Annotated in this window: 13 protein-coding genes; 3 read left to right on the top strand and 10 right to left on the bottom strand. The window is 64.2% G+C overall.

Going from position 1 to position 14,120, the window contains the following annotated elements; all coding sequences use genetic code 11:
* Window positions 1-22 precede the first annotated feature (22 nt).
* Both KPL76_RS01385 and KPL76_RS01380 read right to left on the bottom strand, forming a co-directional pair.
* Window positions 23-1,132 (bottom strand): hypothetical protein, encoded by a 1,110-nt coding sequence (locus tag KPL76_RS01385; RefSeq protein WP_216334561.1) that lies wholly within the window; start codon window positions 1,130-1,132, stop codon window positions 23-25.
* A gap of 156 nt (window positions 1,133-1,288) precedes the next feature.
* Entirely contained in the window at window positions 1,289-2,971 is a 1,683-nt protein-coding gene (locus KPL76_RS01380) for a cellulase family glycosylhydrolase (RefSeq protein WP_216334560.1), read from the bottom strand.
* Window positions 2,972-3,158: 187 nt separating this feature from the next.
* Between KPL76_RS01380 and KPL76_RS01375 the strand changes: the two genes are divergently transcribed.
* On the top strand, window positions 3,159-4,034 hold the full coding sequence (locus tag KPL76_RS01375) for a CoA ester lyase (protein WP_371733918.1): 876 nt from the start codon (window positions 3,159-3,161) through the stop codon (window positions 4,032-4,034).
* 200 nt (window positions 4,035-4,234) lie between these two features.
* On the opposite strand, the gene KPL76_RS01370 is transcribed toward KPL76_RS01375, so the two are convergent.
* Window positions 4,235-4,714: a dihydrofolate reductase gene (locus tag KPL76_RS01370; protein WP_216334558.1), complete on the bottom strand. Its 480-nt coding sequence runs from the start codon at window positions 4,712-4,714 to the stop codon at window positions 4,235-4,237.
* Entirely contained in the window at window positions 4,711-5,520 is an 810-nt protein-coding gene (locus KPL76_RS01365) for a thymidylate synthase (RefSeq protein WP_216334557.1), read from the bottom strand. The genes KPL76_RS01370 and KPL76_RS01365 overlap by 4 nt, the downstream gene beginning before the upstream one ends.
* Window positions 5,521-5,570: 50 nt before the next feature.
* On the opposite strand from KPL76_RS01365, the gene KPL76_RS01360 reads away from it, so the two are divergent.
* Both KPL76_RS01360 and KPL76_RS01355 read left to right on the top strand, forming a co-directional pair.
* Window positions 5,571-6,062, top strand: coding sequence for a glutathione peroxidase (locus KPL76_RS01360; protein WP_216334556.1), 492 nt, complete (start codon window positions 5,571-5,573; stop codon window positions 6,060-6,062).
* A 114-nt stretch (window positions 6,063-6,176) separates the two neighbouring features.
* Window positions 6,177-6,959: a hypothetical protein gene (locus KPL76_RS01355; protein ID WP_216334555.1), complete on the top strand. Its 783-nt coding sequence runs from the start codon at window positions 6,177-6,179 to the stop codon at window positions 6,957-6,959.
* 16 nt (window positions 6,960-6,975) lie between these two features.
* Here the strand turns inward: KPL76_RS01355 and KPL76_RS01350 are convergent, their stop codons facing one another.
* The 6 genes from KPL76_RS01350 to KPL76_RS01325 all read right to left on the bottom strand — a co-directional run bounded on the left by KPL76_RS01350 (window position 6,976) and on the right by KPL76_RS01325 (window position 13,923).
* Window positions 6,976-7,647: a PadR family transcriptional regulator gene (locus KPL76_RS01350; protein WP_216334554.1), complete on the bottom strand. Its 672-nt coding sequence runs from the start codon at window positions 7,645-7,647 to the stop codon at window positions 6,976-6,978.
* A gap of 105 nt (window positions 7,648-7,752) precedes the next feature.
* On the bottom strand, window positions 7,753-8,733 hold the full coding sequence (locus KPL76_RS01345; protein WP_253202282.1) for a LacI family DNA-binding transcriptional regulator: 981 nt from the start codon (window positions 8,731-8,733) through the stop codon (window positions 7,753-7,755).
* Window positions 8,734-8,883: 150 nt separating this feature from the next.
* Window positions 8,884-10,341, bottom strand: a complete 1,458-nt coding sequence (locus tag KPL76_RS01340) for a GH1 family beta-glucosidase (RefSeq protein ID WP_216334552.1) — start codon at window positions 10,339-10,341, stop codon at window positions 8,884-8,886.
* A gap of 3 nt (window positions 10,342-10,344) precedes the next feature.
* Window positions 10,345-11,250: a carbohydrate ABC transporter permease gene (locus KPL76_RS01335; RefSeq protein WP_216334551.1), complete on the bottom strand. Its 906-nt coding sequence runs from the start codon at window positions 11,248-11,250 to the stop codon at window positions 10,345-10,347.
* Window positions 11,247-12,374, bottom strand: a complete 1,128-nt coding sequence (locus KPL76_RS01330; RefSeq protein ID WP_371733917.1) for a carbohydrate ABC transporter permease — start codon at window positions 12,372-12,374, stop codon at window positions 11,247-11,249. Before KPL76_RS01330 ends, KPL76_RS01335 begins: the two co-directional genes overlap by 4 nt.
* Window positions 12,375-12,591: 217 nt before the next feature.
* Window positions 12,592-13,923: an ABC transporter substrate-binding protein gene (locus KPL76_RS01325; RefSeq protein WP_216334550.1), complete on the bottom strand. Its 1,332-nt coding sequence runs from the start codon at window positions 13,921-13,923 to the stop codon at window positions 12,592-12,594.
* Window positions 13,924-14,120 lie beyond the last annotated feature (197 nt).

Raw genomic sequence — 14,120 nt, 5'->3', positions numbered from 1 at the left:
GTCGGCAGGGGGGTGGTGACCACTACTTGGCCGCGGCGGCCGCCTGGAGCTGGGCTGCGGGCACCGACCCTGCCAGCACGCGGCCGTCGCTCGTGATGAACACCGTCACAAGCGTGGTCTGCAGAACGTGACCTCCGTCGACCGGAGTCGTAAGGCTGGCGAACAACGGCGAGCTGGTCATCGTGCTGAGGTCAGTGGCACTCGACGCGGGCAGCTCGACGATCGAGTCCCACCCCGTGCCGCTCACCGTCGGCTTGCTGTTCGTGGCCGGTGCGGAGGGGGTCTTCGCTTCGCCGTCATGGCTGGGTGCAGCCTTCTCTGTGACGGTGGTGCCGGCCGGTGGAGTGAACGTGAACAGGTCGGCCGAGGGGGTGTCCAGGCTCAGCGAGGTGAAGGCGGTGCTGAACGCTGTGTCGCTTGCCCCGCGTGCAGTGACCTGCACCTGCAGGGGCATCCCGGTCGCCGAGTCGACCGCGATCGAGACGGTACCGACCAGGGTGTCAGTGGCCTGTGGCGCGAGGATCAGGTCGTACGCCGACCGGCCGGCGACGGTGACATCGCCTCCGACCGAGACATTCGTGGATGGGTCGACCGCTGCGAGGAACTTCTGCGCGAGCTGGTCTGGAGTCTGCGGTGCCGCAGCAGGATTGCCCGGGTCGGCCGCCTTGTCGGTTTTGGCGGGCAGGGTGGTGTGAACGGCTGTCTGCTTGCTCGAATCGTAGGCCCAGACATCAGTGCCGTTCGAAATGACGTCGCGCTCCGCCAGTTGGTCGAGGACCTGTACGCGGGCCTCTGCATGGCCCGCTCCTGAGGCGTCTACGTAGACACGTGCGGTGTGTGAACCGGTGAGGAGTTCGAGTGCCGAGGCGGCATCGGCGGTCGACGATCCGGATGATCCTGAGCCAGCGGTGCCGGTGACGGGCAGTTCTGGCAGGCCGAGGTTCGACGTCTGCGTCACAGTACCCGAGAATGCGCTCACCGAGCTGTTGCCGATCATGGCGATGACCTCTTGAGGGGTCTTCGACGGAAGGTTCGCGGTTGCGTTGGCGGAGATCGGTACGGCGATGGCGACCCCGGCGATCAGCACCGGCACTGCAAGTGCCGGCATCCACCGTTTGACGTTGCGATTCATGAGAGACGAGCCTCCTGCACACCCGCACGAACTGAGCGGATGCGAGCGAGAATACACCCGTCAGCCGTCAGTTTGCCCTGCGTTTCCTGACCCGTTCTGTGACCCGTTCTCGGACCCGTTTCGAGTCGGTATGTGGGGCGAACGCGAGAGGCTTCTCTAGCGCGCCGACACCGTCACGACAGGTGCTTTCGGTGCGGCCGTTGCAGACACCTGAAGGCCGACCCTGACCGTTTGGCCCGCACTGAGCTTGCCCGCCCAGTCGATGCCCGTGCAGGTGATCGAGGTGTGTGCGGTGATCGTGCAGGTCATGCCCCAGGCGTTCACGATCGAGGTCGCTGCGGTGTCGGGCCAGGTGACGGTCCAGCCTGCTGCACCCGTGGGACTGGTGACTTCGATGTCTGCGACATAGCCGGCCCCCCACGCGCTCTGCAGCATCCACTTCGCGGTGACGGTCGGTTTCTGCGTGGGCGTCGGCGTGGGCGTGGGTGTGACCGTGGGCTTCGGAGTCGGAGTGACCGTCGGTTTGGGAGTAGGTGTCGGTGTGACGGTGGGCTTCGGCGTGGGTGTCGGTGTGACGGTGGGCTTCGGCGAGGGGGTCGGTGTGACGGTGGGCTTCGGTGTGGGCGAGGGGGTCGGTGTGACTGTCGGCGTCGGGGTCTGCACCGGTGTCGGGGTACCCGATCCGAGAAGTGGCTGGAGGGCGGCGAGCTTTGCCGTCTGAGGTGTGACCCAGTCGTCTTTCACCAGCCCGCCGGTGTCGCCGCTGTTCGGGTTGAACGACCAGTAGGCAAAGCTCATCGAGTTGGCTGCGAGGTAGCTGACGATGGAGCTCAACCATTTGCGGTCGGAGTCGGTTTCGAGCTTTGTTCCGAACTCGCCGAGCAAGACCGGTGCCTTGCCGGTCTTGGCGATGTAGCCCCAGTTCTTGTCCCACACACCCGCGAGATTCGCCGGGTAGTTCGACGCAGAGAACCAGGTCTGGTTGTAGACGGTGGAGGGGTAGTCGTGGGGTGAGTACACCACATGGTTCGGCACGGTGAGGGTGACCGGCTTCGCCGCAACACCCTGGAGCCCGCCACCCCACCAGGTGGAGCTGCCGTCTGCCTGCTTCTCGACACCTTCGACGATCACGAGCAGGTTCGGGTTCACCGTCTGGACGGCGTTGCCTGCGCGGGTGGCGGCAGCCTGCCAGTCGGTGGCGGCATTGCCGCATCCCCAGCAGGCAGTGTCGTGCGGCTCGTTGTGCAGGTCGAACCCGATGACAGTGGGGTCGTTCACGTAGCGTTTTGCGAGCATCTTCCAGTCGCTGATCCAGGAGGCTTCGCTGTAGGCACTCGTGTACCAGAGTGACGACTGAGCGCCGGAATCGGGGCGATGCTGGTCGAGAAAGACATTGAGGCCGTAGACCTTGGCCCGGGCAACCACTGCATCCATGATCTGAAGGGGAGTCAGACCCTGCAGCGTGGGGTTCACCTGGTAGTTGATCGAGTTGCTCGTCTTCGCGGCGAGGCATTCGTTCGAGAACGGCAGGCGAAGCGTGTTGAAGCCCATCGACTTGATCTGCGCCAACCCTGAATCGAGACTGATCGACCAGAGGCCGTGCGGTGCGCAGTTCGACGTCTCCAGGCCGAACCAGGCCGCGCCCTTGATGACGTATGGGGCGTTGCCCGCTGTCTTGATCGTCGCGCCGTCGGTGTGCAGCCAGCCCGACCCCGCCGCGCCGACCACTGAGGCAGGTGCTTGAGCGGGCGTTGCGGCCGAGGCCACAGAGACGCCGCTGGCGACGAGGGCGATCGCGCTGATCGCTGTGACGATGCGGCCGGGCAGACTCAGTCTCATGTCAATCCATCAGGGGGTCAGAGAGCGCTGGAATACAAGGGGGTTCAGTGACGAGCGGTGGTGTTGGTTCAGCGTAGGGCACCTCGGGGGCATTTCCCGAATTGGTGCCACCAGAACAGGGGTGACGATTCGAGCGCGGCTGACGACGGGATAACATTGCGGGCGGAAACCGCAACAGAGAAAGCCGATGATGACCGACACTTCCCGCCCTGAAGGCACCACGACTTCGGCGTACCGTGCAGACCAGATCCCTGCAGAAATCGCTCGCTCATGGTTGTTGGTCGCTGCCACACGCCCAGAGACGTTCGATGAGGTGGCGAGCTCACGCGCAGACCAGATCGTTCTCGACATCGAAGACGCGGTCGACCCCAAACTCAAGCCGGCCGCGCGGAACGACGTCGTTGCGTGGTTGAGTAATGGTGGCAGCGCGTGGGTCCGGATCAACGACCACAGCACCCCGTTCTGGTCCCACGACGTAGATGCCCTCAAAGGTCTCCCTGGCCTTCTCGGAGTGATGCTCGCGAAGACCGAGTCCGGTGCCCACGTCACCGAAACGTTCGACCGCCTCGGCGGGGGCACCGCTGTCATCGCCTTGATCGAGTCGGCGCTCGGCATCGAAGAGGCCCGCTCGATCGCCGAGGCACGAGGGGCTTTTCGACTCGCATTCGGCAGCGGTGACTACCGTCGTGACACCGGTACGGGCGCAGACGATCTCGCCATGGCCTACCCCCGGTCGCGTCTCGTCGTGGCCAGCCGCATCGGCGGCCTGCCCGGCCCGATCGACGGCCCCACCGTCGGCAGCAGTCATCCGGTTCTTCGCGAGCAGTCCGCGCTCGCCGTCACACTCGGGCTCACGGGCAAGCTGTGCCTCGACGTCGAACAGTTGCCGGTGATCAACGAGGTCATCAGCCCGACGCGCTCCGACGCGACGTGGGCCCGGGACTTCCTCGAGGATTTCGAGTCGCGGGGGCGGGTCATCCGTGACGGCAGCGACCTGCCGCGCCTCGGCCGCGCCCAGAAGATCGACAAGCTCGCCCAGGCCTTCGGTATCAAGCCTCTCTGACTCCCGCCGGGCACCCCGGTGCCTCCCAACACCCACCCACCCCCCGGTGCCGCTCCATCAGGTGCGGCCAAACGTCCCGACAGCGCCGGGTTTCGGGCCGTTTGCGCGCACCCCGAGTTGGTGGGTGAGGTGAAACGTCCCCAAGGCGCCGGGTTTCGGGCCGTTTGCGCGCACACGGGGCCCGATCAGCGGGTACCGGGTCAGCGCGTGTAGCTGACGAAGCGGTACCGGATGCCCGTGGCCGACTCGAGCCAGGGCGACGCCGCGACGCGCTCCCACGTCGCGTCGATCGCGGGAGCGAGCGTGTCACCCTTCACCCCGAGGTCGAGCTCAGTCACCTCGAGGCGGGTCGCGGACGGCATGGCCTGCCGATAGAGCTCGCCGCCGCCGATCACCCAGAGGCCCCCGTCGTCATCGGAGGAGACCTCGGCCAGACTGTGCACGACCTCTGCGCCGGGGGAGGTCCATTCGGCATCGCGCGTCAGCACGAGGTTGCGGCGACCGGGGAGCGGCCTGAACCGCACCGGCAGTGAATCCCAGGTGCGTCGGCCCATCAGCACCGTGTCGCCGAGGGTCAGCTCCTTGAAGTGCGCGAGGTCTTCGGGCAGCCGCCAGGGGATTGTTCCGCCGTGGCCGATGACGCCACCGCGGGCCTCTGCCCAGATCATCCCGAGCGTCATACGGCGACCGGCGCCTTGATCGCAGGGTGGTGCTGGTAGTCGACGACCTCGAAGTCATCGAACTGGTAGTCGAATATGCTCTCAGGCACCCTGGTGATCTTCAGCGTCGGCAGCGGGTACGGGTCGCGACGGAGCTGCTCGGTGACCTGCTCGCGGTGGTTGTCGTAGATGTGGCAATCGCCACCGGTCCAGATGAAGTCGCCCACCTCGAGACCGGCCTGAGCCGCCACCATGTGGGTGAGCAGTGCGTAGCTCGCGATGTTGAAGGGAACCCCGAGGAACATGTCGGCGCTGCGCTGGTACAACTGGCACGAGAGCTTGCCGTCAGCGACGTAGAACTGGAAGAAGGCGTGGCAGGGCGCCAGTGCCATCGAGGGGATGTCCGCTACGTTCCAGGCCGACACGATCATGCGCCGGCTGTCGGGGTCAGCCCCCAGGGTGTGGATGACCTGGCTGATCTGGTCGATGTGCGAGCCGTCAGGCGTGGGCCACGACCGCCACTGCACCCCGTAGACCGGGCCGAGTTCGCCGTCGGCGTCTGCCCACTCGTTCCAGATGGTGACGCCGTTCTCCTGTAGCCACCCGACGTTGCTCTCGCCGCGCAGGAACCACAGCAACTCGTAGGCGATCGACTTGAAGTGCACCCGCTTGGTGGTGATGAGCGGAAAGCCTTCACTCAGGTCGAAACGCAGCTGCGCTCCGAAGATGCTCGTGGTGCCGGTGCCTGTGCGGTCTGACTTGGCCGAGCCCGTCTCGAGGGTGTGGCGCAGCAGGTCTTCATACGGGGTGGTGAGTGAAGTAATCATCGGTTCGAGAGTACGGCAAACACGCATGAAATCGGGCTTACGATTCAGCTATGACTTCGTTGAATGACATCCCGATCACAACCATCGATGGCACTGATACTTCGCTCGCCGCTTATGGCGACAAAGTGAAGCTCATCGTCAACGTTGCTTCGCGCTGCGGGCTCGCCCCGCAGTACAGCAAGCTCGAAGACCTCCAGAAGACCTATGGTGACCGGGGGTTCACGGTGCTCGGTTTTCCGAGCAACCAGTTCCTGCAGGAGCTCGGTACCGAAGAGGCTATTGCCGAGTATTGCTCCACCACCTGGGGCATCACCTTCCCGATGTTCGAGAAGATCAAGGTGAACGGCCGCTCCGAGCATCCGCTCTACACAGAGCTGAAGAAAGCAGTCGACGCTGAGGGCAAGGCCGGCAAGGTGAAGTGGAACTTCGAGAAGTTCGTGGTCACCCCAGACGGTGAAGTCCACCGCTTTCGCCCCCGCACCGAGCCGGATGACCCCGCCATCGTCGCCCTGATCGAGGCGTCGCTGCCCGCCGTCGAATAGGACATTCGCCTCAGGTAAGGCGCGGACTGAGCGTGTGAGTGCCGGGCCGTGCTGGACCGTGTGAATCCTCTCAGGCGAAACACTGCGTTCACGTTGCGTGGTTAACGTGGAGGAATGAGCGACACAGCCGCCCTTTCTGCCCGCGTGGGCACACATGCCCTGAGCAAGGTGCCCGAAGCCACTGCACTGTTCTGGCTGGCGAAGATCCTGACCACCGGCATGGGTGAGACGGCGTCGGACTTTCTGAATGTGAATTTCGAGCCGCTGTTCGTCATTCCCTTCGCGGCCCTGGCGCTCGCCGGCGCTCTGGTGCTCCAGTTCCGAACGGCAAGATATACGCCCTGGGTGTACTGGCTGGCCGTCGCCCTCGTCAGCGTGTTCGGCACGATGGCGGCCGACGTCGCTCACGTTGCGCTCGGCATTCCGTATCTCGCATCGACTGTGGTCTTCGCCGTCGCGCTGGCTGTGGTGTTCGTTCTCTGGCGACGAACCGAGAAGACCCTGTCGATCCACAGCATCACGACGCCCCGGCGAGAAACCTTCTACTGGCTCACGGTGCTGGTGACGTTCGCGCTCGGCACCGCCGCCGGTGACCTCACGGCCACCATCTTCGGGTTCGGGTACTTCGGCTCAGGAATTCTCTTCGCCGTCATCATCGCCGTGCCCGCGATCGGGTACTGGAAATTCAGGCTGAACCCGGTCTTCGCGTTCTGGTTCGCGTACATCGTCACCAGGCCGCTGGGTGCCTCGTTTGCTGACTGGATTGCCGTCTCTCCGGCCCGCGGAGGGCTCGGCCTCGGTACCGGCCCAATCACTCTGGTGCTTGTCGCGCTGATCGCCGCGTGTGTGGCAGTGATGGCCTCGCGCCATCGCGCACAGGATGCCCGGGCATCCTGACGCGAAAGGTGCATGCCTAATCGGCGAGGATGAGGTAGAGCGCTCGCCTGGCTTCGTCGAGCTTCGCGGCCGCGGCGGCGCGCTGGGCGTCGGTTGCCGGTGACCGGAACTGCTGCACGACTCCGATCAGTTTGGCGACGCTCTCGTGAAAGGCCGTGTCGCTCTCTGAGCGGCCCGGAGTCGCCTCCCACGCCTTGGTGAGTTCATCGGCGTGTTCCTGGAGATACGAGCGACCGGATTCAGTGAGCTCGTATTCGGTGCGGCGACCGTCGCCCTTCGAGACGATGAGTTCTTCGTCGACGAGCTGCTGCAGGGTCGGGTAGACCGAACCGGGGCTGGGGCGCCAGGTGCCGCCTGTGCGTTCGGCGATTGCCTTGATGAGGCCGTAACCATTCGAGGGGCCGTCGCCCAGAAGCGACAGGATGACGCTCCTCACGTCGCCCTTGCCTGCACGACGTGGCCCGCGGGGCCCGAATCCTGCTGGGCCGAAACCGGCGAAACCGCCGGGACCGAACCCGCCGGGCCCGAAGCCTGCAGCGCCGAATCCGCCACCGTTGTGCCCGTGTGGGCCTCGGCGGGCGAACTCGCGGGGGGAATGCGCGAGTCGAGGATCGTGACCCGCGTGGGTGCCGTCGTCGGAGTGACCGGCACCGGAGAAAGTGAAGTGTTGTCTGTGAGTGCGTTTCATGATCGCGTTCACCTTTCGAGTTGAGTAATGACACCGAGTAACGGTGATGTGTCAAAGATACACACCGATATATCGTTAAGTCAACTCCGGAAGAAGAGTGCCGGGTCAGCCCGTGGATGCCCTGACCAGAAGCGTGGTCGGGAGAAGTGTCACCCGTGGTGCCGGTTTGCCCTCGATCAGGGCCATCAGGATCTCGGCCATCATCGCGCCGAGCTCGTGGGAGGGCTGGTGCACCGTGGTGAGGGGAGGTGTCGAGGTGGCGCCGAAGTAGTTGTCGTCGAACCCGGCGACGGCGATGTCGCCGGGAATGGTGAGCCCGCGTTCGTAGATCACCGAGTATGCGCCGGCCGCCATCTGGTCGTTGGCGACGAAGAGCCCGTCGATCGGTCTACCCCGATCGAGCAGCCGCCGCATGGCAGCGGCTCCGGAGAGCGGAGTGAAGTCGCCGTACTCGACCAGTGACTGGTCCAGGCCATGCATGGCCAGTGTGCGTCGCCAGCCATTGAGGCGGTCCACTCCCGGTGGCATGTCCTGGGGGCCGGCGATTGTGGCGATCTGCCGTCTCCCGGTCGACAGGATGTGCGCGGTGGCGCCCGCGGCCCCAGCCGCATTGTCGACATCGACGAAATAGCTGCTGCTCTCGCCGGGGAGGAGTGGTCGACCACCGAACACCACGGGGAGTGACTGGCCGAGGTGCCCGAATGACTGGTCCCCGCTGTGGTGCGAGACCACGAGGGCGCCGTCGACGTTGCCACCGAGGAGATAGCGCCTCGTCTTCTCGGCACGAGTGTCGGAGGAGATCAGCATGTTGAGGGTGTACTCGGTGTCGGCGAGGGCGAGGGCGATTCCCTGGATGACGCTCGCGAGGTAGGGGTCTGTGAAGAGTTTCGCCGTCGACTCTGGCACGACCAGGGCGATCGCCTGCGTGCGCCTGCTGGCGAGCGAGCGAGCGGCCCGATTGGGCACGTAGTTCAACTGCGCGATGGCGTTGTTGACGACCTCGGCGATTTGCGGAGTGACCTTGGGAGAGGAATTGACAACCCGCGACACGGTGGCCCGGGACACGCCGGCGAGGGCTGCCACCATCTCGAGAGTTGGCACCGGTTTCACCTCTGTGAGCGAGTCAGCGGGCCATCGCTGTTGAATGCTGAGAGCTCCATGGTGCCCGGATACTGATTCCGTCGTGCTCGTGGTGGCAGATACGTCTTCGGACACAGCCATCTCCCTACAGTTTCGTCAATCCCCCCCAGTGTAAACGCTTGCCGCGCTCTTCGAGATGATCTCAGAATAGGCGAGACCACTGTCTTTGATCGTTCGTTCGCCGGTCGCATAGTCCACGCCGACGATGCCGAATCTCTTCCCGTAGCCCCACGCCCACTCGAAGTTGTCGAGAAGCGACCAGACGAAATACCCGCGAACGTCGGCACCGTCGTCGATCGCACGGGAGACGGCCGTGATGTGCGCACGAATGTAGGCGGTGCGTTCTGGATCGTGAATGCACCCGTCCGGGGAGATGACATCGTCGTACGCAGCCCCATTCTCGGTCACATACAACGGAGGGAGCTTCGGGTACTGCAGCCCCAGCCGGACCAACAACCTCCGGAGGCCATCAGGATGAACCTCCCAGTCCATGCTGGTGCGGGGAAGGCCCCGCGACGGAAAGGTCACGAACTCCGAACCGACGAACGGTGACGACTTCGGGCGTGCGGTCGGTTGCGCGGCACGCCGACTGCCCGGGGCTTGAGGATGACCGCTGACGGCGTCGTCGTGATAGTGATTCACCCCGAGAAAGTCCAGGGGCTGCGCGATGACTGCGAGGTCGCCCTCCATGATCACGTCGTCAAGGCCCTGGCCCTCCAGGTCCCGCAGAAGGTCGGCGGGGTACGCGCCCAGAAGCAGGGGCTCGAGGTACATCCGGTTCCACAGTGCGTCAATGCGTCGCGCGGCGTCGAGATCCACGGGGTCGCTCGGGTCGATCGGCACGGCATTCGTCAGGTTGAGGGTGATGCCGATTCGGTCGCCCGTTTCGCCCGTCTTACCCTGCGAGGCACCGAGCTCGCGAAGTCTCTTCGAAGCGAGCCCATGTGCCAGGTGTTGGTGGTGTGTCGCCGCGAGGGCAGCCTTCGGCTCGGTGCGCCCCGGAGCGTGCTCGCCCGCCGCGTAGCCGATGAGTGACGAGCACAGCGGCTCGTTGAAGGTCGTCCAGTGGGTCACCCTGTCTCCGAGACGGCCGTAGACGGCCTCTGCGTAGTCAGCGAACCGGTAGGCAGTGTCGCGGTTGGTCCACCCGCCCCGGTCTTCGAGAGCCTGCGGCAGATCCCAGTGGTACAGGGTCAGCCAGGGAAGGATGCCCGCCTCCAGCAATTCGTCGACGAGGCGGGAATAGAAATCCAGACCCGTGTGATTGACGAATCGGTCGCCGGGCTTGATGCGTGCCCAACTGGTCGAGAATCGATAGGAACCGAGTCCGAGGCGCTTCATCAACTGCACGTCTTCCGGCATGCGATGGTAGTGGTCGACCGCTTTCTCCGGCAGGTCGCCATTCGCGATGGCTCCCGGCACCCTGGCGAAGTGGTCCCAGATCGAATCCTCTTTGCCGTCTTCGTGGGCGGCGCCTTCGATCTGCGCGGCGGCCGTGGCCGAGCCCCAGATGAAGCCGGCCGGCCAGGGTGTGAGTTTCGGTTGCGTGATCACGGCTCAGCCCTTCACTGCGCCGGCCATGATGCCCGAGACAAGCTGGCGACCGGCGAGGATGAACAAGACGAGAAGGGGCACCGTGGCAAGAACAGCACCGGTCAGAACGATCGAGTAGTCGACGTACTTGGCCGACTGCAACTGGCTCAGTGCGACCTGCAGCGTGGGGTTCTGCGGCACCACCAGCAGTGGCCAGAGGTAGTCGGTCCATGCGGTCATGAACGTGAACAGCCCGAGAATGGCCATTGCCGGGCGGGCCGCCGGCACCCCGACGTGCCAGAAGGTGCTGATCATGCTTGCCCCATCGACCCTGGCCGCTTCGATGAGTTCGTCGGGAATGACATCGACGAGGTACTGCCTCATGAAGAAGACGCCGAAGGCTGTCACGAGTGTCGGGATGATGACGGCGCCGAGAGTGCCCGTCCATCCGAATTGCTTCATGACCATGAACAACGGGATGATGCCGAGCTGCGTCGGCACCGCCAGGGTTGCGATGACGAAGACCAGGAGCCCCTCTCTGCCGCGGAACTTCAATTTCGCGAAGGAGTATCCGGCGAGGGTGGAGAACAGAACAACAGAGACGGTGATCACCGTCGACACGATGACGCTGTTGAGCAGTGACATCCAGAACGGCACAGTGTCGAAGACGGCAGAGACGTTCTGCCAGAAGAGACCGCCGGGAAGCAGGGGTGGCCAGGTGTCAGTCAGCACCGAGCTCGGGCTCGAACCGGCCAGGAATGACCAATAGAGCGGGTAGGTGCCACCGATGAAGAACACGATGAGCAGGCCGTAGGTGAGAAAGCCCGGGCGCTTCTCGATGCCGAGTGGCTTCCGCCGCCTCGAACGATTCAGCGCGAGCTTGCTGTCACCCTCCACCGGCGTGGATGATCGGCTGATGGTCACGCTCATGATCGGTGCTCCTGCGTTGGTGAGTCGTCGGGTTGTGCTCTGGGCGCCGCAACAGTTTCAGCTGGTTCTGAAGCAGCAACGGGGATGCTGTTCCTCTGCTCGTTGATGCGCGCGAGACGACGCGCGGTCGAGCGTTTCGAGGCCCGGGCCTCACCGGATGCGATGCGCCGCGAGATCAGGAAGTTGAGTACTCCGAAGAGCACGATGATGAGAAAGAGAAGCCAGGCGACCGCTGAGGCCTTCCCGAAGTTCTGTCGGTTGAACGCGAGGTCCCAGAGGTAGAGCACAGTCGTCTGGTATTGCCGCTGCGGCCCACCCGGTGTGGCGGTGGTGGGGTTGAAGAGCTTGGGCTCGGTGAAGATCTGAAGACCCCCGACTGTAGCTGTGATGATCACGAAGATCATGGTGGGCCGGATGCTCGGCAGCGTCATGGAGAAGAAGCGTCTGATCGGGCCGGCGCCATCCAGTGCCGCCGATTCGTAGATGTCGCGGGGAACGGCCTGCATCGCTGCGAGCAGAATGAGGGCGTTGTAGCCCGTCCAGCGCCAGTTCACCATCGTGGCGATTGCGATGTGAGACGGGAATGTCTCGGTCTTCCACATCACAGGGTCGAGGTGGAAGGCAGTGAGGAGGTTGTTGATCAGACCGTACTTCTCGTCGAACGCGCTGGAGAAGATGAGGGTGACTGCTACCGGCGTGACCACATAGGGAATTAGGACGCTCATGCGCCAGAACGTCTTCGCCCGGATGTTCTGGTCGAGGACCGCGGCGATGACCACGGCGATGACGAGCTGGGGTATCGCGGAGAGCAGGAAGATGCTGATCGTGTTGAAGAGTGAATTCCAGAAGAACGGGTCTGTCAGTTCTGCGACGTAGTTGTCGAGACCGACGAAACCTGCCGGGCCGGTGAGCAGGTTCCACTTGTTGAGGGAGACGACGAATGTGTAGCCCAGGGGGAACAGTCCGACGAGCCCGAACAAGACGAAGAACGGGGCGATGTAGAGATAGGGAGACGCTTTGACGTCGAAGCGATTGAGCCGGTGCTTGAGCGGCACCTTCTGCTTGGGCTTCGGGGAGGGCGCGTCGTCGGTGGTCTGCGGGGGAGTCGTCAGCGTTGCGGTCACGGGGCGGTTCTCCTGTTTGGTGGTGCGTTGGGGGGTACCGCTGGTTGAGTAACCTCCGACGATGTCTGGGGTTACTCAACCAGCGAGTGGTGGTGTGGTGCCGCCCGCCTGGCGAGGCGTGCCGCCCTTGGGGGCGAGCGGCTGTTCAAGCCGCCCGCCGGGTGCGCCGTGCCGCCCTTGGGGGCGAGCGGCTGTTCAAGCCGCCCGCCGGGTGCACTTATTTGTTGACGACGAGCTGGTTGAGCAGGGTGATCGCGTCATTCCATGCGGTCGCTCCGTCTGCCTTGCCCGAATCGATCTCCTGGATGGACGGGCCGAAGACCTGCGACTGGATGACGGAGTCGTCGGGTCCCTTGAACTGCGCGACGACGCCCTTTGCGCGATCGGCGAGGATCTGGCCGATCGGTGCGTTGTTGAAGAAGGTCGACAGCGCGTTCGTGCCGGTGACGGCTGGGTCGGTCTGGGCGGCTGTGACACTCGGGAAGGTTCCGGCGACGCCGAACGCGGCGGCCTGCGACTTCGCATCTGTGAGGAATGCGGCGAGGTCAGCCGCCTCCTGCGGGTGCTTGGACTGTGTCGGAACGGTCAGGAAGCTCCCGCCCCAGTTCGCAGCTCCTCCGGGGAAGACGTTCGCGAAGTCCCAGCCGGTCGACGCGTCGCCGCCAGCAGAGGTGACCTGTCCCTTGACGACCCCGAGCATCCAGCCCGGGCAGACGAACGTGGAGAACGTGCCATCGGTGAAGGCCTTGCCCTTGCCCCAATCCCAGGCGGTCTGGTTGGCGGAGAGGCCAGAAGACGTTGCCGCGGAGAGCTTGGTCCAGAGAGCTTTCAGGTCGGCATTTCCGTCAACGTTCAGGGTGCCATCAGCCTTGTAGTAGCCCTCTTTCTGCTGGTTGACCATGGCGTTCCAGAGAAAGCCGGACTGGTCGTAGAACGCCTTGCCCGTTGCGGCCTTGTATTGGGCGCCGACCTTGAAGTAGTCATCCCAGGTTGCAGAGGAGCCGCCGAAGAGGGTCGCAACCGCATCGCGGTCGGTCGGCAGACCGGCAGCGGCGAAGTCGGTCTTGTTGTAGCACAGGCCCTCTGGGCCGATGTCGGAGCCGTAGCCGATGATGCGGCCGTTCTTGTCGGTGGCCTGCTTCAGTTTCCAGTCGACCCAGCGGTCCTTGATGTCGTTCGCGCCGTACTTGCTGAGGTCGTTGAACTGGTCGGAGACCTGCATCACCGCACTGAGCCAACCTTCCTCCACAGCCTGCACGTCAGGAAGACCAGAACCGGCCGCCTCCTTGGTCTGCCAGTCGGTCTTGGCGTTGTCGCCGGTGTCGATGTTCGTCGCTTTGATCGTGATGTTCGGGTGATCGGCCTCGTACTGCTTGTAGAGGTCGTCGTAGCCCATCGTGCCGAACGTCGAGACCGTGAGGGTGATCGGGTCGGTCGATGAGCCGGTGCTGGCTGGCGTGCTCGAGCTCGAGCATCCGGTCGCTATCAGTGCGAAGGCTGCGGCGCCTGCAATGGCGGCAATCCTGGTTGTGCGTCGTGAGAAGGTCACGTCACTCCTTTGTGTGCAATGGGAACAGGGTCAGTCTCTGAGAGCGCTCTCAGTCGTGTTGTGAGAGCGCTCTCAGGGATTGTGAGTGAGCGTACGCAGAAGACGACGTCCGTGTCAAGCGGAACGGTCCAGGTGACCGATTCTGAGCGTGTTCGACGCTTCGCTGGCTCTCCATCGGTCTATATGCGAAAAATGGC

The sequence above is a fragment of the Subtercola sp. PAMC28395 genome, assembly GCF_018889995.1.
GTDB lineage: Bacteria > Actinomycetota > Actinomycetes > Actinomycetales > Microbacteriaceae > Subtercola.
The sequence above is the reverse complement of the archived record's forward strand: the minus strand, read 5'-3'. Positions and strand labels throughout refer to the sequence as shown.

Excerpts from the sequence above, each read along its gene's own strand:
- KPL76_RS01385 (WP_216334561.1), bottom strand. The coding sequence starts at position 1,132 with ATGAATCGCAACGTCAAACGGTGGATGCCGGCACTTGCAGTGCCGGTG.
- KPL76_RS01380 (WP_216334560.1), bottom strand. The coding sequence starts at position 2,971 with ATGAGACTGAGTCTGCCCGGCCGCATCGTCACAGCGATCAGCGCGATC.
- KPL76_RS01375 (WP_371733918.1), top strand. The coding sequence starts at position 3,159 with ATGATGACCGACACTTCCCGCCCTGAAGGCACCACGACTTCGGCGTAC.
- KPL76_RS01370 (WP_216334558.1), bottom strand. The coding sequence starts at position 4,714 with ATGACGCTCGGGATGATCTGGGCAGAGGCCCGCGGTGGCGTCATCGGC.
- KPL76_RS01365 (WP_216334557.1), bottom strand. The coding sequence starts at position 5,520 with ATGATTACTTCACTCACCACCCCGTATGAAGACCTGCTGCGCCACACC.
- KPL76_RS01360 (WP_216334556.1), top strand. The coding sequence starts at position 5,571 with ATGACTTCGTTGAATGACATCCCGATCACAACCATCGATGGCACTGAT.
- KPL76_RS01355 (WP_216334555.1), top strand. The coding sequence starts at position 6,177 with ATGAGCGACACAGCCGCCCTTTCTGCCCGCGTGGGCACACATGCCCTG.
- KPL76_RS01350 (WP_216334554.1), bottom strand. The coding sequence starts at position 7,647 with ATGAAACGCACTCACAGACAACACTTCACTTTCTCCGGTGCCGGTCAC.
- KPL76_RS01345 (WP_253202282.1), bottom strand. The coding sequence starts at position 8,733 with ATGGTGGCAGCCCTCGCCGGCGTGTCCCGGGCCACCGTGTCGCGGGTT.
- KPL76_RS01335 (WP_216334551.1), bottom strand. The coding sequence starts at position 11,250 with ATGAGCGTGACCATCAGCCGATCATCCACGCCGGTGGAGGGTGACAGC.